Origin of the sequence: Rhizobium aethiopicum (assembly GCF_900094625.1) — a bacterium.
Taxonomy (GTDB): Bacteria; Pseudomonadota; Alphaproteobacteria; order Rhizobiales; family Rhizobiaceae; genus Rhizobium; species Rhizobium aethiopicum.
Window position 1 is genome coordinate 149,271 of the sequence record NZ_FMAJ01000006.1, and the last position, 22,233, is coordinate 171,503.

Below are 22,233 nucleotides of genomic sequence, written 5' to 3' on the forward strand. Positions count from 1 at the left end.
ATCGATATGGCTCTTGCATTGGTCAATTCCTTCGCCCCGCCCGTCCGTCACGACCATGACGGCCGCTCGGATACCCCGATCATCGACGCCCGCAACGTGGCGGTGAATTTCAAGGTCGAGGACGGCATGATCGAAGCCGTCAAGGACGTCTCCTTCCAGCTTTATCGCGGCGAGACGATCGCCATCGTCGGCGAATCCGGCTCGGGCAAATCGGTGACGGCGCGCACGGTGATGGGCCTCCTGTCGAAGCGCGCCGTCGTTTCGGAAAAATCGACCGTCTCCTATGACGGCAGCAATATCCTGAAATTCTCCGAGCGGGCCCGCCGCAAGCTGCGCGGCGACCGCATATCGATGATCTTCCAGGAGCCAATGAGCTCGCTGAACCCGATCTACACGATCGGCAGCCAGATCGTCGAGGCGATCCGCGTCCACCGCCGGATCAGCAAGCGGGATGCGGAAAAGCGGGCGCTCGAGTTGCTCGAACATGTGCAGATCCCAGATCCGGCTGCCAGGCTCCGGCAATATCCGCATCAGCTTTCCGGCGGCCAGCGCCAGCGCGTGATGATCGCCATGGCGCTCGCCAACGATCCCGACGTGCTGATCGCCGACGAGCCGACGACGGCGCTCGATGTCACCGTGCAGGCCCAGATCCTCAACCTCATCCGCAACCTGCAGAAAGAGCTGGGGATGGCTGTCATCCTCATCACCCACGATCTGACGGTGGTGCGGCAGTTCTCCGACTACGTCTATGTGATGCAGCATGGCGAGGTGCGCGAGCACAACATCACCGAGGCGCTGTTTGCCGATCCGCAGCACCCCTACACCCGGCATCTGCTCGCCTCCGAGCCGCGCGGGCAAGCCAACCCGCTGCCCGAGGGCTCTGACGTCATCCTCGACGCCAAGGGCGTGCGGGTCGGCTTCATGCTGCGCCACGGCACCTTCCTCAAACCGGAGATGCGCGAGCTTGTCGCCGTCGACAGTCTCAGCCTGACGCTGCGCCGTCACGAAACCCTCGGCCTCGTCGGCGAGTCCGGCTCCGGCAAGACCACCTTCGGCCAGGCGATCCTGCGGCTGAACACGCCGCAGGCCGGCGAGATCCATTTCGACCGCCAGCCGATCCACGGGCTTTCCCGGGCCGAGATGCGACCGCTCAGGGCCCGCATGCAGGTGGTATTCCAGGATCCGTTCTCATCGCTCAACCCGCGCATGACGATCGGCCAGATCATCGAGGAAGGGCTCGTCGTCAACCGGCTCGGCGCCACGAGGGCCGAGCGGCAGGACCGGGTGCGCGAGGCGCTGATATCAGCCGGCATGCCCGGCAACATCCTGTCGCGTTTCCCGCATGAATTTTCCGGCGGCCAGCGCCAGCGCATCGCCATTGCCCGCGCCATTGCGCTGGAGCCGGAATTCATCCTGCTCGACGAGCCGACATCCGCACTCGACCTGTCCGTCCAGGCGCAGATCATCGAACTCTTGCGCAAGCTGCAGGACGAGCGGGGCCTGAGTTACCTCTTCATCTCCCACGACCTCAAGGTCGTGCGGGCGCTCTGCCATCGCGTCATCGTCATGCAGCATGGCAAGATCATGGAAGAGGGCCCCGTCAACGAAGTTCTCACCAATCCCAAGACCGCCTACACCGAACGGCTCGTCAAGGCCGCTTTCGAGGTAGCATGATTATCGAATGCCGGAGGCTATAATGGCAGGAAATCCCAAAATCACCTTCATCGGAGCTGGCTCCACCGTCTTCATGAAGAACATCATCGGCGACGTGCTTCAGCGCCCGGCGCTGTCGGGCGCGACGATCGCGCTGATGGATCTCAATCCGCAGCGGCTTGAGGAAAGCGCCATCGTCGTCAACAAGCTGATCTCAACGCTCGGTGTGACGGCGAAAGCCGAGACCTATTCCGACCAGCGCAAGGCGCTATCCGGCGCCGATTTCGTCGTCGTCGCCTTCCAGATCGGCGGCTACGAGCCCTGCACCGTCACCGATTTCGAGGTGCCGAAGAAATACGGTCTGCGCCAGACGATTGCCGATACCCTCGGCGTCGGCGGCATCATGCGCGGGCTTCGCACCGTGCCGCATCTCTGGAAGGTTTGTGAGGACATGCTCGCCGTCTGCCCCGAGGCGATCATGCTGCAATATGTCAACCCGATGGCGATCAACACCTGGGCGATATCGGCGAAATATCCGACCATCCGCCAGGTCGGCCTCTGCCATTCGGTGCAGGGCACGGCGATGGAACTGGCGCACGACCTCGACATTCCCTACGAGGAAATCCGCTATCGCGCCGCCGGCATCAACCACATGGCCTTCTATCTCAAGTTCGAGCATCGCCAGGCCGACGGCTCCTACCGCAACCTCTATCCCGATCTCTTGCGCGCCTATCGCGAGGGCAGGGCGCCGAAGCCCGGCTGGAACCCGCGCTGCCCGAACAAGGTGCGCTACGAGATGCTGACCAGGCTCGGTTATTTCGTCACTGAAAGCTCCGAGCATTTCGCCGAATACACGCCCTATTTCATCAAGGAGGGCCGCGACGACCTGATCGAGAAATTCGGCATCCCGCTCGATGAATATCCGAAGCGCTGCATCGAGCAGATCGAGCGCTGGAAGGGCCAGGCCGAGGCCTACCGCTCGGCCGACAAGATCGAGGTTCAGCCGTCGAAGGAATATGCCTCTTCGATCATCAATTCGGTCTGGACCGGCGAACCCTCGGTGATCTACGGCAATGTCCGCAACAATGGCTGCATCACCTCGCTGCCGGAGAATTGCGCCGCCGAAGTGCCCTGCCTGGTCGACGCCTCCGGCATCCAGCCGACCTTCATCGGCGAGCTGCCGCCGCAGCTGACCGCGCTGATGCGCACCAATATCAACGTCCAGGAACTGACGGTGCAGGCGCTGATGACGGAAAATCGCGAGCACATCTACCACGCCGCGATGATGGACCCGCATACGGCGGCCGAACTCGACCTCGACCAGATCTGGTCGCTGGTCGACGACCTGCTCGCCGCCCATGGCGACTGGCTGCCGGAATGGGCCCGCACGAACCGTAAAGTCCAGGCCGCCTGACCCCCTCTCCCGGGTGAGGCGTCAAAGAAGCCCCGCGGTGGCAACAACCGCGGGGCTTTTGCGATTGAGAAGGTGATATTGGGCCAACCTCGGCTGTATCCCGTCTGGCATATCGAAATGCGATGCCGTGCCTTTGGTCTAGACGCTGGCGACACACCAGAAAGTTCGCCCGTCCGCCCTGGGATAATCGATTGGCTAAGTTCTCAAGCGGTTGATCTTGCGCCACTCTTCATACTCTCCGCGGGCATCGTCATGCAGCGGGTAGTAGCGCTGCAGCGACCCGCCCTCCATAAGCTTCGCCCGCGAAAACTCCTCCCAATCGTGATGCTTTTGCGATTCTTCGATGACCCTCGGGGCCATTGCGACTGGAAGAACCACCACCCCATCATCGTCGGCGACGATGATGTCGCCGGGGATGACCGTGACACCGCCGCAGGCAATCGGAACGTTGACGGCGTTCGGATAGATGCTGGTCTGGACATGGTAGTTGGGTGTCCAGCCGCGCAGCCAGAGGGCGAGATCGAGCTTTTCGACATTAGGCCGATCGCGCATGCAGCCATCGATGACGATGCCAGCGCCGCCTCTGCCCTTGAAATAGGTCGACATCATATCGCCAAAGACGCCCGAGCTCATGTCACCGCGCGCGTCGACTACGACCACATCGCCCTCCTGCACGTGATAAAGCACATGGCGGTGCAACTGCGTCTCCGGGTCTGCATATTCTCCCTCGGTGAAGAGGTCCGGCCGCTGCGGCAAGAATTGAAGCGTCAGCGCCGGTCCAACGATAGACTTCCCGCGGGTCTGCGGCACGGGACCGACCAAATGCGGATTGCGGAAGCCCATGTGGCCGAGCGTGCCGGCAATGGTCGCGGCGCCGATCTCCTTCAGCGCGTCGATCATGTCTCTGGGCGGTCGCGTGATATCGGGCGTATGCGTCATCTTAGGCTCCGGTGGATGAAACTACCAGTTTGTGACAGAACCGTCGCGGCGCTTCAGGTGAGGCGCTTCCCAGAAACGAAAGCTCTCTGCCTTAATCGCCTCTTCGTTGACCTCGACGCCGAGGCCCGGCAGATCACTGACCGGATAGTCCGGGCCGTCGAGCCGTGGTTGCACGGGGAAGAAGTCGGAATTGTCGAAGCCCAGCTTTGCCTCGGGCGCTCTGGTCTCGAGCCAGGCGAAATTCGCTACCGCGGCGGCGAGATGAATGGTCGCGGCCGTGCAGACTGGCCCGAGGGGATTGTGCGGCATCAGATCCACATAGTGCGCCTCACTCCAGCCAGCGACCTTCATCGCTTCGGTGAGCCCGCCCACATTGCAAACATCGAGCCGGTTGAACTGATGGATGCCACGCTCGATGTAGGGCAGGAATTGCCACTTGCTGGCAAATTCCTCGCCGATCGCGAACGGGATGTCGGTCATGGTGCGCAGGGATTCGTAGGCCTCGGGTGTCTCGTCTCGTATCGGCTCCTCGAGGAAATCAAGCACGCCACGGCCGAGCTTGTTACAGAAACTCGCCGCCTCTGCCACCGACAGCCGATGATGATAATCGATGCCGAGGACGACGTCGTCGCCCATTGCCTCGCGCGCCTTGTTCAGCATCGTTGCGGTAGCGCCGATCGACTCCCGCGGCTCAAAGATGTTCTTGCTGTTTTGCCCGATGGGGAAGAAGCGGATCGCCTGCCACCCTTGTGCGCGTAGTTCGTGGGCGCGCTCGATGGCAACCTCGCCCTCGGCCTCGTCGCCGGTCGAGGCGAAGGTAGGAACGCGGTCGCGCTGCTTGCCGCCCAGCAGTTCATAGGCCGGCACCTCCAGCGCCTTGCCCTTGATGTCGTGAAGGGCAATGTCGATAGCCGAAATCGCCGCCTGCAGAACGCGCCCGCCTTCGAAGTATTGGCTGCGATAAATTTCCTGCCAGATCCGGCCAATCTGCATCGCGTCGCGGCCAATCAGAAATTCGCGATAATGCTTGATCGCCCCGGCCACGGCCTTCTCGCGACCGCTCAAGCCGCTCTCGCCCCAGCCGAAGATGCCCTGGTCGGTCTCGACCTTGACCAGCATCTGGTTGCGCGTTCCGACCCATACAGGATAGGGCTTGATCGCCGTGATTTTAAGCTTCGTCATCCACGCCTCGTTTTGCACGCATCCGCTTGGTCTCAGTTGGCCTTCAGCGCCATTTCTGTTTCGCCGTCGAACAGATGCATCCGCTCCTGATCGAACTCGAGCCAAATCTGTTCGTCTGGCGCGACGGCAATGGTCGGCGGCACGCTGACATTGACGAGGGCGCCGGACAGGAAAGCCTGTACGAAGGTGACGTCCCCGGTCGGCTCCACCGTGTAGGCCTTGGCAGGGATGCTTCCCGGCATCGCACTCTTGTGCAGCTTGATCGTCGAGTGACGTGCGCCGAGCACGATTTTCTTGGTGGATGACCTTGCAACTTTCTGGGCGTTTTTAGGCGAAAGTTCGAGGCGCCAGCCCTCCGCGCTGATCAACACATTGTCGCCGCCTGCCGTTGATGCCTCCAGTGGGATGAGGCTCATCGCCGGGCTGCCGACGAAGCTGGCCACGAACATGTTCACCGGATGGGCAAAGACCTGCGCCGGAGTATCGTATTGCTGCAGGTAACCACCGTTCATCACCGCCATCCTGTCGGCCATGGTTACCGCTTCGAGCTGATCGTGCGTCACATAGATGATTGTCGCATTGAGATCCTGGTGGAAACGTTTGATCTCTGACCGCATCTGCACGCGCAGTTTCGCGTCGAGGTTGGACAGCGGTTCATCCATCAGGAATACCGCCGGATCGCGAACGAGCGCACGGCCGAGTGCCACCCGCTGCTGTTGCCCGCCCGAAAGTTCGCGCGGCTTGCGCTCGAGGAGCTGCGTCATGTCGAGCACGCGCGCCGCTTCCCTGACCTTCCTGTCGATCTCGTCCCGTGGCAATTTGCGCATCTGCAGCGGAAACGCCAGATTTTTGTAGACAGATTTCTGCGGATAGAGTGCGTAGTTCTGGAACACCATTGCGATGTCTCGGTCCTTGGGATCGAGGTCATTGACCACCCGGTCGCCGATGACGATGTCGCCAGAAGTAATAGGAATAAGCCCCGCTACAAGATTGAGCGTGGTTGTCTTGCCGCAGCCTGAAGGGCCGACGAGCGCAACGAATTCGCCGTCATTGACCGTCAGCGAAACATCGTTGACAGCTTTGAAGGCGCCATAGGTCTTGACCAGATCTTTGAGGACCACGTGGGCCACCGGCAACTCCCTAATGCTTGACTGCGCCTTCGGTGAGGGCGCGTACGAAGTATCGTTGTAGGACGAGGAACAGGACGACGACGGGCACGCTCATCATGAAGCTTGCCGCCATCAGACCCGGAAAGTCCGTCGTGTTTTCCGAGAAGAAGCGCTGGATGCCGACCGGCAGAGTCAGCTGCTCGTTCTTCGAGAGGAAGGTGTAGGCGTAGATGTACTCGTTCCACGCGCCGATGAAGGAATAGATTGCCGTGGCGATGATTCCTGGCGCCGAGAGCGGCATCACGATCCGCACAAAGGCCTGGAACCGCGTCGCCCCGTCGATGCGCGCCGCCTGCTCGAGCTGCACCGGGATGTTGTCGTAGAATCCCTTGAGGAGCCAGATTGCCAGCGGCAGACCGAATGTGAGGTAGGTGAGGACAAGCGATCCGTGCGTGTTCACGAGCCCGATCGCGCGCATCAGGATGAAGAGCGGCACGAGAAAGATCACTGCCGGGAACATGTTGCGAAGCAAGACGGCGAAGAACAGAAAGTTCCTGCCAGGGAAGGTGAAGCGCGAAAACGCATAGGCCGCAGGAACCGCCACGATCACTGAAAGGATGGTCGTGGCGGTGGACACGAAAAGGCTGTTCCAGAAGAAGCGCAAGAAGTCCTGGCCGACGCTGTTTTGCGGGTCGAGAAGCTTCTGATAGCTGGCGAGGGTGGGTTGATCCGGCCACCATTGCGGCGGAAATTGCATCGCCGCGAAGCCGGACTTGATCGAGGTGCTCAGCATCCAGATCATCGGCAATGCGGTGTAAAGCAGCATGAACACCAGGAATATACGTCCGCCCCACCGCCACCCATCGATGCGGATACGGCGATGGGTCAGGCGCCGATGAGTAGTCTCGGCAATTGCGCTCATTTGCTCCCATCCTTCTGCTCGTTGCCGGTCAGCGCACGGACGTAGAAGTAGCCGAGCGCCATCAGGATCAGGAACAGCAGCACCGAATAGGCCGATGCCACCCCCCAGCGCTGGCGGCCGAAGGCGAGTTCATAAATGTGGGTGATCCAGATATGCGATGCGTTCGACGGTCCGCCGCCGGTCATGATCCAGGGGATGATGAAAGAATTGAAGTTGGCCACTGCCAGCAGAAGGATCGTCACCGTCGAGACGTTTCTCAGGTGCGGGAAGGTGACGTGCCAGAACCGCTGCCATGCATTGGCTCCGTCGACCTTTGCGGCGCGCAGCAACTGGTCGGGAACCGTCTGCAGCCCAGCCATCATCATGATCATGGCGAACGGAAACTCGCGCCAGATATTGACGACGATCAGGGAGGGCAGCACTGTGCCGACGCTGTCGATGAAATTCGGCGGCCGTTCGGCCCATCCGAGGCCGACCAGCACCGCGCCGATTATTCCAAAGTCCGAATGGTAGATCCACTTCCAGATATAGGACGCGGCGACCGCGCTGATGACCCAGGGAATGATCAGGACGGCGCGCAGTATGCCACGGCCGACAAATTCACGATGCAGCGCCAGGGCGCAGGCAAATCCCAGGACAAATGCGATCAATGTGGATGCCAGTGTCCAGATGAGAGTGTTCGAGGTGACCGTCCAGAACACCGGACTTGTGAGGATTGCGATGTAGTTGTCGAAACCGACGAAGATCTTGTCCCGGAGCTGCAAGGCGGGCGGTGTATTAAAGAACGACAGCTCGATCGTGTAATAGATCGGGTAGGCAATGACGATGAGCATCACGGCGAGCGCAGGCAGCACGTACGCGTAGTCAGCGCGATGCTCCCAAACCTTTCGCAGCGCGCCGGACCGATCGGGTCGCAGTCTTCGCCGAGCCTCGGCCTTGCCAGTCAAGATCGTCACTGTGCGGTGCCCTTATTCTTCGGAACAAACCGGCTGCAATCGAGGTGCAGCCGGTCAGATCGTCAGGCTTGGACTAGAGTCCGCCGTCCATCAGGTCTTTGACCTTCTTGGCCGCATCGTCCGCTGCCTGGTCAACGGTCATGGCTCCGGTCAGGGCATTCTGCAGCATATCAGGGACGATGATGTTCATGATCTCGGGGGACTGTGGCAGCGCCGGGAACGGGATGCCGTAGGGCAGCATCGACGTCGTGACATCGAGGAACTTGATACTGTCCAGACGTTCTTTCATCCATTTGGTCTTGAAGCCGTTAAGATTTCCCGGGTTCGAGCCGGCGTAGGCCATCTTCAGCGACCATTCGGGGCTCGTCCACATGCAGATGATAGCCTTTGCAGCCGGCTCGTCTACCTTGCCGCCCTCGACATATTCGGGCTTCAGGATGTGGATGTTGGAGCCGCCAAACACGACGGCACGCTTTCCATCGGGGCCAGTCGGAATGAGGCCGTAGCGCATGTTGTCGATGACAGTCTGCGCTTTTTCCTTGTCGCTGCCCGTCGTCTTCTTCTGCAGGTCGAGCATGACGTTGTAGTCGGACGGGTGCGAGATCATCATGCCGAGCTGGCCAGCGAGGAAGAGGGGCTGGTTGTCGGCCTGCTGGTTGGTGAGCGCCGAAACCGGAACCGACTTGTCGCGAACATACATATCGTAGGAGGCTTGCAATGCCGCCTTGCTCTGCGGGCTATTGAGCTGGACCTCCTTATAGGTCGGGTCGGCGGTCGCTTCGTCGAAGACGCCGCCGCCATAGGCCCACAGCTGCGGCATGAAGCGGTACGGCGTATTGCCGGCGTTCTTGCGAGCCACGAGGCCGTAACCGGCAATACCGAGCTTGTCGTGGATCTGCTTGGAATACTTGACGACGTCGTCCCAGGTTGCCGGAGCCTTGTCGGGATCGAGACCTGCACGCTTGAAGATGTCGGCGTTCCAGATGAATGCCATCGTCTCGTTGTTGGTTGGAATGCCGTAGGTCTCCCCCTCCCACGTCACAGCCTTCATGGCGCCCGGCCAGAAATCCTCGGCCGAATAGCCTACATCTTCGGGTTTGAGCGGCTCGAGATAGCCCTTTGCGGCGAACTCGGTGCCGCCGAGGATTTGCAGTCGGACCGCCATGGGCGCTGCATTGCCTAAAAGTGCGGTCCGGAACTTGTCCAGCAGGTCGTTATAGGTGAGGGCTTGTTCCTCAAGCTGGATGTTCGGATAGGTTTTGCGGAAGGTCTCGAAGAAGTCCTTGTAATACTGGCGCAGGAGGTCGGGGTCGCCCTCGAACACGCCCTGATACCAGAAGGTCAACCGCCCCTTATAGTCGAGGGGGGTGACCTTGCCGCAATCGGCCGCCGTGTCGAACTCCTGCGTGCCGGCGATGGAACGCACATATTGCGGTGACCACTGGCTCAAGTCGACCGGCGCACCGAGCGCCGACACGGACATCAACGATACCATCAAAGCAGTGGATACAGTGCCGCGTACCACGACACCGCCGAGCGAAAGACTCGTCATAGGTATTCTCCCAGGTTTCTCCCAAGCCGCTCTGCATCGAGGCGCACGGTCTTGCTCCCAGGCCGTGGGATTCTCCCACCTAATGTATCCCTTCGACCTAATCATACGTTTTCATGTCAAAGATTGTCTGTCAACTGGATAAATCGTACATTGTTTTGGAAGATTTGGCGTGATATCCAAGAAATATGTGTATGGATCGGGGGCAGTCTTGGCCGAAACAAACGAATTTAAGGCACAGCCACCCGAGGGGATCGACGCCACCGGCGCCTCGAGCGAGGGCGCGTCTGTTTACCAACTGATCAGAGACGACATCATCGAAGGGCGGCTCGCGGCCAACGAGCGGCTGGTCATCACCGATCTCGCCCGGCGCCATGGCACCTCGACCAACCCCGTGCGAGAGGCTTTGCAACTGTTGCGCGGGGAGGGCTTTGTCACCTTCGTTCCCAACCGCGGAGCGCGCGTCCGGCCCATCGATCAGGACTTTGTTCGGGATATTTACGAGATCGGCGTTTTGATCGAGCCGTCACTGACGCGCTGGTTCGTGAATATGGCCACGGTGGAAGACATTGCTGAACTCGAACGCATCCAAAGCCTCATCGAAGAGAACAACTTCACCGACACGGTAAGGCACAGCGAACTCGACACCGCCTTTCATACCGTCATGTACCGGAAACACTACAACCGCCATGCCGCCGAGCTTTGGTGGAAGCATCGCGAAGTGCTTCGAGCCGTGAGCCGCCGCTTCGATTTTACGCTTGCCCGGCGTGCAGCGATCCTGAGCGAGCATCGCGAGCTTATCGCGCATGTCAAAGCCGGAAGGGCGAACGAGGCAGCCGAACTTATTGCACGCCATGTCGAAGGCTCAGGGCGGCACATCCTCGAACACATGCGTGCGCGTAACGCCGCTCGCGCAGGATGAATATCGTTACCCGGAACATTTCAGGTAAAGGCAGTTGAGATGAAAATCACCAGCGTTCGGCCGTGGCTCATCAGATCGGATGCCTCTTATTGGGGAGAGTTTCTGTTCGTCGAAGTGACGACCGACGAGGGGCTGAGCGGCTGGGGAGAGATCACCACCACGACAAGGCTCGCCAATCGCGCCCTCTGCACGATCCTGCGGCAGATCGGCGCCGCTTTGATGGGCGAGGATCCGGCGCGCATCGAGTATCTTTGGCACAAGATATTCCGCAGCTTCACCTACATGGGCAGTCGCGGCGCCGCAGTCGAATGCGTCAGCGCCATCGACATAGCCCTCTGGGACATCAGGGGCAAAGTCCTCGGTAAGCCGATTTACGAGTTGTTGGGCGGACCGGTGCGCGATGAAATCGCGCTCTACACCCACCCCAACCAGGCCAAGTTTACCAGCAAGGAGGCGGTGGTCAGGGAAATTCGAGACATCGTCGAGTCCGGCCACACGGCGCTCAAGTTCGATCCTTTCCGCTACCAGGGCAGCACTGCCGATGGACAGCCTCGCGAACAGCGGGACGGCTACCTCGATGGCAGCATGACCCGCAAGGACGAACGCGAAGCCGCCGAACTCACGGCCCTGATCCGCGAAACGGCGGGCTCTGATGTCGATATCCTCATCGATGCGCATGGCCGCTTCGACGTTCCGACCGCCATTCGCCTTTGTCGAAGCCTCGAGGAAGCTGGCCAGATCGACTGGTTCGAGGAGCCCTGCCCACCGGAGAGCCTCAACGCTCTCAGACAAGTCCGCGAGAAGGTCAGCGCCCCTATCTCGTGGGGCGAGCGCGGCCACACGAAATGGGATTTCGTGCCGGTGCTCGAAAACCGGCTCGCCGACTACATCATGCCTGATGTCACCTGGACTGGCGGCATTACCGAACTCAAGAAGATTTCTGCCCTGTGTGAAGCCTACTACATCCCGGTCTCGCCGCATGACGCCGCAGGGCCGATCAACGTAGTTGCCGGAGCGCAGGTGATGATGACCGTTCCGAATTTCTACAAGCTCGAAACGTCGGAGTGGAACCTCGGCAAATACGATCACCTGATCGACACACCACTCGATGTTTCCAACGGCAACCTCACGCTTACGCCCAAGCCTGGTCTCGGCGTTGAGATGAGCCGCGAATACCTTCAAAACCATGAGATAGAACTCGACTAGCCAACACCGCTCTCGGACCGCCCCAGCTTACGCGGCGATGGGCTCCCCACCAGAACGAGGAAAAGTCATGCCAGAGGCATATTCAGCCGACGAGGCGCTCAATCGGGTGAACACGCATTCCAGGCCGTCAGACCTTCGCATCACCGATATGCGGGTAGCCGAAATTACCGGAGCGCCGTTTGCCTCCGTGCTGCTCAAGATTTACACGAACCAGGGCATTGTCGGGCTGGGCGAGGTGCGCGACGGTGCCAGCGCCACCTACGCGCTGATGCTGAAAAGCCGGTTGCTTGGCGAAAATCCTTGCGACATCGACCGCCTGTTTCGCCGGATCAAGCAGTTCGGTGGCCACGGCCGGCAGGGTGGCGGCGTATCGGCGGTTGAAATCGCCTTGTGGGATCTTGCCGGAAAAGCATATGGCGTCCCCATCTATCAGATGCTTGGCGGCCGCTTTCGGGAGAAAGTGCGCGTCTATTGCGATACCGACGCCGCTGTGGCAAGCGGCACCGCAACCGGCAGGCGCCTCAAGCAGCGCATGGAGCTCGGCTTCACCTTCCTCAAGATGGATCTGGGTCTGATGCAGATCGCTGATGTCCCCGGCGCGGTCGTCTTTCCTGCCGGTTCACTGGAAGGGTACCGAAACAGTCCCGTTCGGGGGCCGCTGAAGACCGTAGAGGAGCGACGGACCCGCAACGCTGCTTACGATCTGCACAACGTCCAGCACCCGTTTACCGGCCTGCACTTTTCGGACAAGGGCCTCGACCTGCTTGAGCAGTATATCGCCGAAGTCCGTGAGGTCATCGGCATGGATGTGCCGCTGGCGATCGATCATATCGGCCATATCTCGATGCAGAATGGCATCCGCCTTGCCAGGCGAATCGAGAAATATGTGCCGGCCTGGCTCGAGGATGTGATCCCCTGGCAGTATACCGAGCAATACCGACAGCTCCAGGACGCCACCACGGTGCCGATCTGCACCGGCGAGGACATATACCTCAAGGAGGGCTTCGAGCCGCTGCTCAAGAGCGGCGGCGTCTCCGTTATCCACCCTGACCTGCTCTCCAGTGGGGGCATCCTCGAGACCAAGAAGATCGGCGATATGGCGCAGGACCGAGGTGTCGCCATGGCCATCCACATGGCAGAAAGTCCGATCGCCGCAATGGCCGCCGCACATGTTGCGACCGCGACCGAAAACTTCATGGCGCTCGAATACCACTCCGCCGATGTCGACTGGTGGGACGATATTGTCACCGGCCTTCCGAAGCCGCTGGTGAAGGACGGCTTCATCACTGTTCCGGACAAGCCGGGCCTGGGGATTGACGATGTTGTCGACGAGGTGATCTCAGAGCATCTGCAGCCGGGCGCCGCCGGCATCTGGCAGCCTACGGATCACTGGGACGATGAATATTCCTGGGACCGCACCTGGAGCTGAGGCGAAAAGAGCCGAAGATGAAGATCACCGACCTGCGCTGTGCCGTTATCGGCAAACACCCGATCGTCCGCATCGTCACGGACGAGGGCCTCTATGGCTTGGGTGAAGTTGAATTCACCAAGGCCTATCTCAAGCCCTGGGTGCTGCATTTCCGCGAGGCGCTGGTGGGCGAGGACCCGACCGATGTCGAGAGAGTGATGCTGAAGATCCGCCAGCGCGGCTCTTTCAAGCCCTACGGCGCGGCGGTGAGCGCGATCGAGCATGCGCTGTGGGATATTGCCGGCAAGGCCGCGGGCGTGCCGGCCTATAAACTGCTCGGCGGCAAGGTGCGCGACAAGGTGCGCGTCTACAACGGCTCGGTCCGCCAGATTCGCACCGGCGACCGGCCGGAAGATTACGCCGCTGACGTCAAATGGATGATGGAGCAGCCGCAGAACTTCTTCATGATCAAGCAAGGAATTTCGTTCCACTCCAACATGAAGGACACCATCGAGGGCTTCCATTACGGCGTGACGCAGACGAAGGCCGGCTATCACGGTGCCATGGACCAGGGCGTGATCAGCGAGCGCGGTTTCAATCACATGCTCGACTGCGTGATCGCGATGAAGGAAGTGCTGGGTGACAAGGTCGGCCTGGCGCTCGACTGCGGCCCGGGCTGGATGCTGCCGGATGCGATCAAGTTCGCTCGCGCCGTCGAGAAGTACAATTTGATGTGGCTAGAGGACATGCTGACCGGCGACTACGTGCCGTGGGTCAACCCGCAGGCCTATCGGGAACTGACAACCTCCACTTCGACACCGATCCACACCGGTGAGCAGATCTACCTCCGGCACAATTTCAAAGAGTTGATCGAGACGCAGGCGGTCCGCGTCATCGGGCCCGATCCAGCCGATATCGGCGGCATCGCCGAGCTCAAATGGGTCGCCGAGCACGCCTACATGCACTCGATCCTGATGGCACCGCACGGCACCGCTAATGGCCTGCTGGGCCTCGGCGCGTTGATCAATGTCTGCGCCACGCTGCCGGCAAATTACATCGCCTTCGAATATCCGACCGCTTCGGACCCTTGGTGGGAGGATCTGGTAATCGGCTTGCCGCCTGAGATTGTGAAGGACAGCATGGTGGACCTACTGGAAGCGCCTGGGCTGGGCCTCGACATCGACGCTGAAGCGGCGAGGAAATATCTCAGGGAAGAGGATGCGGGCTTTTTCGACTGAACCTCCTCCACCTGCCGTGCCTCTCTTGCCGGCGCCAGGAAACAGGGCTGGCGCCAGTCTTCAAATCCCCGACCCGTCGAGCTGCTCGTCGTCCTCGCCTTCCCAGGGCGAGGGCATCGAGGTGCGGTTGGCCGAGGGCATCGGCATCCAGCACTTCAATTCGGGCTCGGCATATTCGATGATGTGCCCGGGCGAGGAATCCGAGGCGCGCCAGCCTTCGCCGCCGAACTGATCGCCATGCGACCAGTAGGCGAGGTCGACTTCCGCCGGCCCCTGTTCGGAGGCGCGGATCGTCACCAGGATCCGGCTGCCGTCTCTCGGTGCGCTTGCCATCTGGCGCCAGCGGTCTTGCTCGTCCATCGTGTTCCTCCTGCCTTGCTCTGTATCAACTGTCGCTTCGTCGTCGAAAACGGTCAACTCAAACTTTGCAGCCCCACCGGTGCGGGCCGTGCCGGAAGCCTCGAAATCACTGCCGGGTCGGTTTTCCCCGGCTTTGCCGGCCATGCCATTTGCCGCCTGGTTGCCAAAAAACCACAATTGCCTCACTTAAATCACTCTGACGACACTTCGGCCTAAAGAATTGGATCCACGCTCGATGCGCATAGCCTACTTTTTCCTCGGTGCATTTCTTGCAATTGCACAGTCCGCCTATGCCGAGGTCGCAGCGCCGCCGGTTTTGAAGCCCTTGACGCGGCAGGCGCAGGCCGCCGAGTTGAGCGCACAGTTTCTCTCGCGCTACAGCTACAAGCCGGTTCCGCTCGACGATGCTTTGTCGGCGAGGGTGATGGATGGGTTCATCAAGTCGCTCGATCCCGACCGCATGCTCTTCCTGCAGGCCGACATCGACAAGTTCATGGCCGACCGCAGCGACATCGATGACGCCATCGAGCGGCAGGATTTGAAGATCCCGTTTACGATTTTCAACGCCTATCAGCAGCGCGTCGTCGATCGCATGACCTATGCGCGCAGCCTGCTCAAGCGGGGTTTCGATTTCAGCGGCAAGGAAGATTATGCGGTGCTGCGCGACAAGGCGCCCTGGCCGCAATCGGAAACCGAGAGCAACGATCTCTGGCGCAAGCGCGTCAAGAACGACTGGCTGCGGCTGAAGCTCGGCGGCAAGGATGACGCGGCCATCCGCGAGACGCTCGACAAACGCTATGAAAACACGCTGGAGCGCGCTTACAAGTTCAAGAGCGACGACGTTTTCCAATCCTTCATGGATGCCTATTCGAACGCGATCGATCCGCATACGGATTATTTTGGCGCGGCGGCTTCTGCCGATTTCAATGTCTCGATGAAGCTTTCGCTGTTCGGCATCGGCGCGGTGCTGCAGGAGCGCGACGATTACACGACGATCCGCGAGCTCGTGCCCGGCGGGCCGGCGCAGCTCTCCGGCAAGCTCGCCGTCGGCGACCGCATCACCGGCGTCGGCCAGGGCAAGGACGGGCCGATGAAGGAAGTGGTGGGCACGCGCCTCGATGAAGTCGTGCAGATGATCCGCGGCAAGAAAGGCTCCATCGTTCGGCTCGACATTCTGCCGGCCGATGCCGGCGCCGATGGCGTGCATCGTGTCGTCAGCCTAGTGCGCGACAAGATCAGCCTGGACAAGCAGGCGGCGAGGAAGACCGTGCTGTCGGTGAAGGCGGGCGAGACCACCCGCAAGATCGGCATCATCACCCTGCCGGTCTTCTACGAGGATTTCGACGCCAAGAACAAGGGCGACAAGGATTACAAGAGCGCCAGCCGCGACGTCGCCAAGCTTCTCGCTGAACTGAGCGAGGAAAAGGTCGACGGCGTTCTCATCGATCTGCGCAACAATGGCGGCGGCTCGCTTGATGAGGCGATCGATTTGACCGGCCTGTTCATCGGCAAGGGCCCGGTCGTTCAGCAGCGCGCCAGCAACGGAAAGATCGACGTCAGAAGCGCCGACCTCGCAAAACCTGTCTGGACAGGCCCGATGGGCGTTCTGATCAATCGCGGCTCGGCCTCGGCTTCGGAAATCTTTGCCGCGGCGATCCAGGATTACGGCCGCGGCGTGGTGATCGGCGAACCCAGTTTCGGCAAGGGCACGGTGCAGACGGTCGTCGATCTCGACCGGATGGTCCACAACAGCAAACCCGAATTCGGCGAGCTGAAGGTGACGATCGCCCAGTTCTTCCGGATCAATGGCGGCACGACGCAGCTGCGCGGCGTCACCCCCGATATCAGCCTGCCGGGGCTGACCGACCCCAAGCTTTTCGGCGAGACCAGTTTTGACAATGCCCTGCCATGGGCGGAGATCAAGCCGGCGAGATATAAGCCCGAAGGCGATATCGCGGCTTTGCTGCCGACCTTGCAGAGCCGCCACGATGCGCGGGCCAAGAGCGATCAGGACTTCCAGCGCCTGGTGCAGGACATTGCCGATCTGAAGGCGCAGCGTGAGAAAGGCCTCGTTTCGCTGAACGAAGCCGAACGCCGCAAGGAAGCGGCGGCGCGCGAGGCCCGGTTCAAGGCTCGCGCCGAAGCCGGCGATGGCGACGATCTTGCCGGAGACGATGGCCTGCAGGCCGACGAGCGCAGCCTCAGCGCCGACATCGCCATGGAAAATGCCCGCAAGAAGGCCAAGGACGTGCTGCTCGACGAGGCCGCCGCCATCGTTGCCGACGAGGCGGAATTGCAGGGCGGCGCCGTTGAGGCAGCCACGAAGCAGCCGGAAAAAACGGAGCAGAAATAGCGTCTGACCGGAGATCCACACCGGTTCATAACTGCAAATTTCCGAAGGCCGCGCTAATGAGGTGCGGCTCGACCGGAATTCGCTCATTCGCCCGGCGGCAGCAGTCCGGCCCAAGACGCACCGGAAACGGCTCAGGCGGTCTCCGCCGCAATGGCGCGCCCGGCCGTGCCGCGGGCCGGAGCCAGCGCGCCAAGCAGGTTGCGAAGCTCGGCCGCGATTCTGTTGGCGATGATGCCGACCGCCAGGCCGCCCGATATCGCCAGCAGATGGAAGAGGGGAGCCGGCAGCACGGCTGCTGCCTCGGGCATCAGCAATTCCGGCACGAAGCGGTGCAGCAGGTAGATCGGAAAGGCGGAAACGGCGATCAGCGTCACCAGGCGCCCCAGCCGCACGGGCAGGGGAATGCGCGGCAGGTAGAGAAGCGCCATCAGTGCGGCGAAGATCGTCAGATATTTGACCGTCGTGCCAATCCAGAGCGTTTCCCAGAAGGCGAGGTAACCGAGCACGGCGGCGGCAATGACCGTCAGGACGATCCGCTGCGGCGGCTTGCCGGCAAGGCCCGCGCACCAGCCGAACAGGCCGAGGTGGAGGCCCCAGTAGAGGGTGAAAATCTGCCGATTGCCGATGTCGAAGACGAGCGGCAGGGAAAACCGCGCGGTGACCGCCAGCGCCAGCAGCGCCAGCGAGAAGGCGAAGGGTCGCGCCCGCGCCAGCCTGCGCACATCAGGCACGGCGAAGATGAGCGAGAAGACGAGAAGCGTCTGCGCATAGGCTTCGATGAACCAGTAGAGATAGGGAAGCATCTCGTGACGCTCCGGCTCGGCATAGCCGAAATTGCCGGTGAGTGTGATCGAGGCCCAGGGAATGGTGCGCCAGGCGAGCCCATAGGCGGCGACGATCAGAAAATAGGGGATGAGCACGTTGATCGCCGGCCGCAGCGCATGGCGGAAATCGCCGGCGAGGAAATGGCCGGATTGGAAGCGCGCCAGGCTGAAGCCGACGAGAAGCAGCATCACGCCGGAGCCGCCGGGAATGGGCCAGAGCATCTGGTGATGGATGACGACGAGCAGAATGGCGATGGCCCTCAGAACCAGATCGGTCGGCAGCGCCCGCAACTCTGCGCTCCGGCCTGACGCGGTGAGCCGCGGGCCGATATCGAGCTCGGCGATCCGCCGCTGCTCCCAGCCTTCCGGCAGCTCGATGCCGAGCCGGTCGAGCGCCATCGTCAATTGCAGGAAGCGCAGCGAATCGCCGCCGAGCGAGACGAAGCTGTCGTTGCGGCTGACGGTATGGGGGTAGAACACCCCCGCATAGGCATCGAGCACGCTGAGCACCGCCGCACGGCTCGTCTCGCGCGCCGCCAGCATCTCCTCGCTAAGGGCCGCATAGTCGATCTTGCCGGAGGCAAGCCTCGGAAGCTCGCTTCGCACCCTGACGCTAACAAGGTTCGCCGGAAGATGGCTCGCCTCGACCAGCACCTCAAGCGCCCGGTCGGCCTTATCAGCATCGCTCACAAAGGCCTGCAGAGCGTGATCGTCGCCGACCACGGCCGCTGCGATTCCCGCCTCGGCCAGAACCTGCTCCATGATGTCGAAGCCGATCCTCAGCCCCGCGACCTTGGCGAAACGGCTCTTGCGGCCGACGATCCGATAGAAACCGTGCTCGTCGCGCATGGCGATGTCGCCGGTCATCAATGCCGCGACCTCGGCCCCCCGCTGAAGATCGGCGCGGGCCGCGCCGTAGCCCATCATCACGTTCGGGCCGGCATAGACGAGCTCTCCGGCAACACCGGCTCGGTCGAGCGGACGTCCGTCATCCCCAACGAGGCTGAGGCTGCCGCCGGGAATGGCGATGCCGATCCGCTCTTCATCATCCGCTAGGCTCTCCGGCGGCACGAAAGCGATGCGGGCGGCGGCCTCGGTCTGGCCGTACATGACGAAGAAGCGGCCGCCGCTGGCGCGCATATGGTCGCGGTAGAGGCGGATCAGTTCCGGCGCCAGCCGGCCGCCTGCCACCGTCATGAAGCGCAGCGTCTTCAGCGTCTTCGTCCGGAAACCGGTCTTTTCCATCAGCTCATAGGAATAGGGCACGCCCGAAAGATTGGTGCAGCCGCTTTCGTCGAGCAGTCTTGCAAAATCCTCGCTGACCACGGAGACGCCCGGCATGAAGATGCTGCCGCCGGCAACCAGATGCGAATGGAGAACGGAGAGGCCGTAGGAATAGTGAAGCGGCAGGACGAGCGCGGTTCTATCGGCAGCGGTGAGCTCGAGATAGGAAGCGATCGAGCGCGCATTGGCGTCAAGATTGGCATGCGAGAGGCGAACGGCCTTCGCCGGGCCCGAGCTGCCTGAGGTCATCAGCAGCAGAGCGAGATCCGGATGCAGCGGCGCAGCACTTTGCCCGGGCCGGCTTTCCCAGACGAGCCGCCAGCGGCCATCGGCCGGGCGGTAGGTGAAGTCCGGCTCAAAGGCCGCCAGAAACTCTCGCCACAGCCTGTCATCGCAGGGCGGCAGCATCGCCACCGCATGGCCGGCGCGCAAGGCGCCGAGATAGGCGACGATCGCATGTTCCGAGATCTCGGCCGAAATCGCCACGAGCCGCTTTTGCCCGCCCCCCAGCCGCTCGGCAAAGCGCAGCGTCCGGGCGTTGAGATCGGCATAGGAGAGCGTCCGTCCGTCTGGGAAGACAAGGGCAGGGCGATCGTCGGCGCGAGCGATTTCGGAAAACAGGTTGGTGGCGGGGATCATGCTGACGCTTCGGATTGGCAGAAAACTGGCCGAAGCGCGTATAATCCTTGACTATCGCAGTCAACTAATTTGCGGGTGCATTACCGCGCCCGGGCCAACCGTGCGATTCCCTCGCATGCGCCGCGGCGGGCCCTTGCCGATTGCGGTGGCGACCGTTTCACCGCAGCGGCGACATCAGCCTTGCAGCATCGGATGGCTTGCGCCCGATCCCGCGACAGCCGATGTCCGATCACCAGCGGGAAAGGCGCGTGTTGACGCTTCCGTAATCACCCCAAGTGCCTTTGCTTGCCGAACGGCTCTTTTCTCATAGGATTTCTGCGCCATCTCTTGCCGGGGCAACCAGACAGGGTGCTGTATGGACGAGACAATCGAACAGCTTCTCCATCTTTCCGCACAGACTGAAACGCTGATGGCGGTCTATGATGGCGATGACCGGCTGCGCTATGCCAACAGCGCCTTCCGCTCGGCCTATTTCATCGAGCCGGAGGAAACGCCGCTCTGGCCGGATCTGATGCGGCGCAATTTCCATCTTGGCCGCGGCACCGTCATCCGCACGGATAATTTCGAGGAATGGCTGCGCTCCACCCAGTCGCGCCGCGGCAAGATCGGCTATCGCGCCTTCGAGACCGATCTTTCCGACGGCCGCTGGCTGTGGATGACCGAGGCGGTGCAGAGTAACGGCTGGATGCTCTGCATCGCTAGCGACATCACCCGTCTCAAGGTCCATGGCCGCACCGTCCGGCAGGATCGCGACCAGGCGATCAAGGCCTCCTACACCGACGAGCTCACCGGCGTCGCCAACCGCCGCTTCGTCATGGCCCGCGTCGAAGACATGCTGGCTTCAGCCCGGCATGGCAGCAGCGGCTGCCTCGCCGTCTTCGACATCGACAATTTCAAACGCATCAACGACCGGCTCGGCCACCACGCCGGCGATCTCGTGCTGCGCGATTTCGCCCACCGCATCCACCAGAATGTCCGCCGCAACGATTGTTTCGGCCGGGTCGGCGGCGAAGAATTCCTGCTCGTCATGCCGGCCACCGGCCCGGAAGACGCGCTTGCCATGGTCGAGCGCATGCTGACGGTGATCCGCTTCTCCCGGCCGCTGCCGGACTCGCCCGACTTCAGCTACACCTGCTCCGCCGGCATCGCCGCCTGTGTGCCGACGGACAGCGCGTCGGAGCTTTACCGGCGGGCGGATCAGGCGCTTTATGACGCCAAGATGAGTGGTCGGGATAGGGTGCGCGCCGCGTAGAATGGGTGATGCTGCTGATTTCAGAACTACGCCGTACGCGTGCTCAATTCTCTTTGAAGCAGGATGCAAGCGCCGTATCTGAATCGCCCTGGTCATGCTACGCATCTGACATGGGATTCGGGGTTTTCATTCACCGCTCAGATTCGATCTACGACGACAGCCCGGCAGAACAATATCAGTTCCCGCGCCAATATCTCGGTCGCGTGCAAGCCTGCCTCGGAGATTGGATAATTTATTACGAGCCGCGCAAGGTGGCTGCGACCCGCGGCTATTTTGCCGTCGCAAAAGTGGCCCAGGTCATCCCGGATCCGAAGGTGTCCGGCATGCATCTGGCACTCATCGAGCCAGGCAGCTACCTCGATTTCATCAATACTGTTCCGTTCAGTGGGCCGGACGGTGTCATTGAGCGAAGCGTGCTGAACGAGGAGGGGCGGATCTCCGGCAGAGCACAGGCCGCGGTGCGCCAAATATCCACGGCGGACTTCAATCGCATCCTGTCGATTGGCCTGGACGAACATGAGCCTGAACTGCCTCGGCTGGGTGAGCCGGCCGTACCGCTTCATGCCGACGGATTTGAAGAGGGAGCTCAGGCGCCGTTCCTCTTTGAGCAAGAGCGCGACCGGGTTGCGCAACTCTCGTCGCGGATCGTTCGCAATCGGCTGTTTCGCCGGCTCGTTCTGCAGGCCTATGATAAACGGTGCGCAATCACTGGCTTGAAGCTCATAAACGGCGGTGGACGTGCTGAAGTCGATGCTGCGCATATTCGCCCCGTGGAGGCAAACGGACCCGATATCCTCAGCAACGGCATTGCTCTGTCTGGCACCGCACACTGGATGTTCGACCGCGGATTGATCAGCCTCTCGGATAATCTGGATATTCTGATCTCGCGGCAAGCCAACGATCCGGAAAGCATCCGAGGACTGATCAACAAATCTGGAACGGCTAGCGTGCCTTCACGACTGTTCGAGCGGCCCCATCCTCATTTTCTCAGGTGGCATCGCCAGAATTGCTTCAAGCAATAAC

General features: G+C 61.4%; 17 protein-coding genes. 9 read left to right on the forward strand and 8 right to left on the reverse strand.

Annotated elements, in window-relative coordinates; translation table 11 throughout:
* Window positions 1-6 precede the first annotated feature (6 nt).
* Both GA0061105_RS14915 and melA read left to right on the forward strand, forming a co-directional pair.
* A complete protein-coding gene (locus GA0061105_RS14915) occupies window positions 7-1,674 on the forward strand; it encodes an ABC transporter ATP-binding protein (RefSeq protein WP_064695738.1) in 1,668 nt (555 codons plus the stop codon).
* Between the two features lie 22 nt (window positions 1,675-1,696).
* Window positions 1,697-3,067 (forward strand): alpha-glucosidase/alpha-galactosidase, encoded by a 1,371-nt coding sequence (melA, locus tag GA0061105_RS14920; RefSeq protein WP_092751108.1) that lies wholly within the window; start codon window positions 1,697-1,699, stop codon window positions 3,065-3,067.
* Between the two features lie 195 nt (window positions 3,068-3,262).
* Here melA and GA0061105_RS14925 read toward each other — a convergent pair whose 3' ends face one another.
* The 6 genes from GA0061105_RS14925 to GA0061105_RS14950 form a co-directional block, all read right to left on the reverse strand.
* Window positions 3,263-4,006, reverse strand: coding sequence for a ribonuclease activity regulator RraA (locus tag GA0061105_RS14925; protein ID WP_092751110.1), 744 nt, complete (start codon window positions 4,004-4,006; stop codon window positions 3,263-3,265).
* Between the two features lie 21 nt (window positions 4,007-4,027).
* The gene (locus GA0061105_RS14930) at window positions 4,028-5,188 is read right to left on the reverse strand and encodes a mandelate racemase/muconate lactonizing enzyme family protein (RefSeq protein ID WP_092751112.1); all 1,161 of its coding nucleotides are present in this window, start codon (window positions 5,186-5,188) and stop codon (window positions 4,028-4,030) included.
* A 32-nt stretch (window positions 5,189-5,220) separates the two neighbouring features.
* Complete coding sequence (locus GA0061105_RS14935; RefSeq protein WP_092751114.1) at window positions 5,221-6,318, reverse strand: ABC transporter ATP-binding protein; 1,098 nt, start codon at window positions 6,316-6,318, stop codon at window positions 5,221-5,223.
* A gap of 10 nt (window positions 6,319-6,328) precedes the next feature.
* A complete protein-coding gene (locus tag GA0061105_RS14940; RefSeq protein WP_064695548.1) occupies window positions 6,329-7,219 on the reverse strand; it encodes a carbohydrate ABC transporter permease in 891 nt (296 codons plus the stop codon).
* Entirely contained in the window at window positions 7,216-8,175 is a 960-nt protein-coding gene (locus GA0061105_RS14945; protein ID WP_092751116.1) for a carbohydrate ABC transporter permease, read from the reverse strand. Before GA0061105_RS14945 ends, GA0061105_RS14940 begins: the two co-directional genes overlap by 4 nt.
* Before the next feature lie 73 nt (window positions 8,176-8,248).
* A complete protein-coding gene (locus GA0061105_RS14950) occupies window positions 8,249-9,727 on the reverse strand; it encodes an ABC transporter substrate-binding protein (protein ID WP_064683785.1) in 1,479 nt (492 codons plus the stop codon).
* A 208-nt stretch (window positions 9,728-9,935) separates the two neighbouring features.
* On the opposite strand from GA0061105_RS14950, the gene GA0061105_RS14955 reads away from it, so the two are divergent.
* The 4 genes from GA0061105_RS14955 to GA0061105_RS14970 all read left to right on the forward strand — a co-directional run bounded on the left by GA0061105_RS14955 (window position 9,936) and on the right by GA0061105_RS14970 (window position 14,498).
* Complete coding sequence (locus GA0061105_RS14955; RefSeq protein WP_064695737.1) at window positions 9,936-10,646, forward strand: GntR family transcriptional regulator; 711 nt, start codon at window positions 9,936-9,938, stop codon at window positions 10,644-10,646.
* 39 nt (window positions 10,647-10,685) lie between these two features.
* A complete protein-coding gene (locus tag GA0061105_RS14960) occupies window positions 10,686-11,852 on the forward strand; it encodes a mandelate racemase/muconate lactonizing enzyme family protein (RefSeq protein ID WP_092751119.1) in 1,167 nt (388 codons plus the stop codon).
* A gap of 67 nt (window positions 11,853-11,919) precedes the next feature.
* Window positions 11,920-13,281 (forward strand): mandelate racemase/muconate lactonizing enzyme family protein, encoded by a 1,362-nt coding sequence (locus tag GA0061105_RS14965; RefSeq protein ID WP_092751121.1) that lies wholly within the window; start codon window positions 11,920-11,922, stop codon window positions 13,279-13,281.
* 17 nt (window positions 13,282-13,298) lie between these two features.
* Entirely contained in the window at window positions 13,299-14,498 is a 1,200-nt protein-coding gene (locus GA0061105_RS14970) for a mandelate racemase/muconate lactonizing enzyme family protein (RefSeq protein WP_092751123.1), read from the forward strand.
* 60 nt (window positions 14,499-14,558) lie between these two features.
* Here the strand turns inward: GA0061105_RS14970 and GA0061105_RS14975 are convergent, their stop codons facing one another.
* A complete protein-coding gene (locus GA0061105_RS14975; RefSeq protein ID WP_092751436.1) occupies window positions 14,559-14,858 on the reverse strand; it encodes a hypothetical protein in 300 nt (99 codons plus the stop codon).
* Window positions 14,859-15,093: 235 nt separating this feature from the next.
* On the opposite strand from GA0061105_RS14975, the gene GA0061105_RS14980 reads away from it, so the two are divergent.
* On the forward strand, window positions 15,094-17,211 hold the full coding sequence (locus GA0061105_RS14980; RefSeq protein WP_092751126.1) for a carboxy terminal-processing peptidase: 2,118 nt from the start codon (window positions 15,094-15,096) through the stop codon (window positions 17,209-17,211).
* Between the two features lie 131 nt (window positions 17,212-17,342).
* Here the strand turns inward: GA0061105_RS14980 and GA0061105_RS14985 are convergent, their stop codons facing one another.
* Window positions 17,343-19,958 carry an AMP-binding protein gene (locus GA0061105_RS14985; RefSeq protein WP_092751128.1) on the reverse strand — a complete coding sequence of 872 codons (2,616 nt, stop codon included), beginning with the start codon at window positions 19,956-19,958 and terminating at the stop codon, window positions 17,343-17,345.
* Between the two features lie 355 nt (window positions 19,959-20,313).
* Between GA0061105_RS14985 and GA0061105_RS14990 the strand changes: the two genes are divergently transcribed.
* Both GA0061105_RS14990 and GA0061105_RS14995 read left to right on the forward strand, forming a co-directional pair.
* Window positions 20,314-21,210 (forward strand): GGDEF domain-containing protein, encoded by an 897-nt coding sequence (locus tag GA0061105_RS14990; RefSeq protein ID WP_092751130.1) that lies wholly within the window; start codon window positions 20,314-20,316, stop codon window positions 21,208-21,210.
* A 110-nt stretch (window positions 21,211-21,320) separates the two neighbouring features.
* Window positions 21,321-22,232 (forward strand): HNH endonuclease, encoded by a 912-nt coding sequence (locus GA0061105_RS14995; protein WP_092751132.1) that lies wholly within the window; start codon window positions 21,321-21,323, stop codon window positions 22,230-22,232.
* Window position 22,233: the final 1 nt, after the last annotated feature.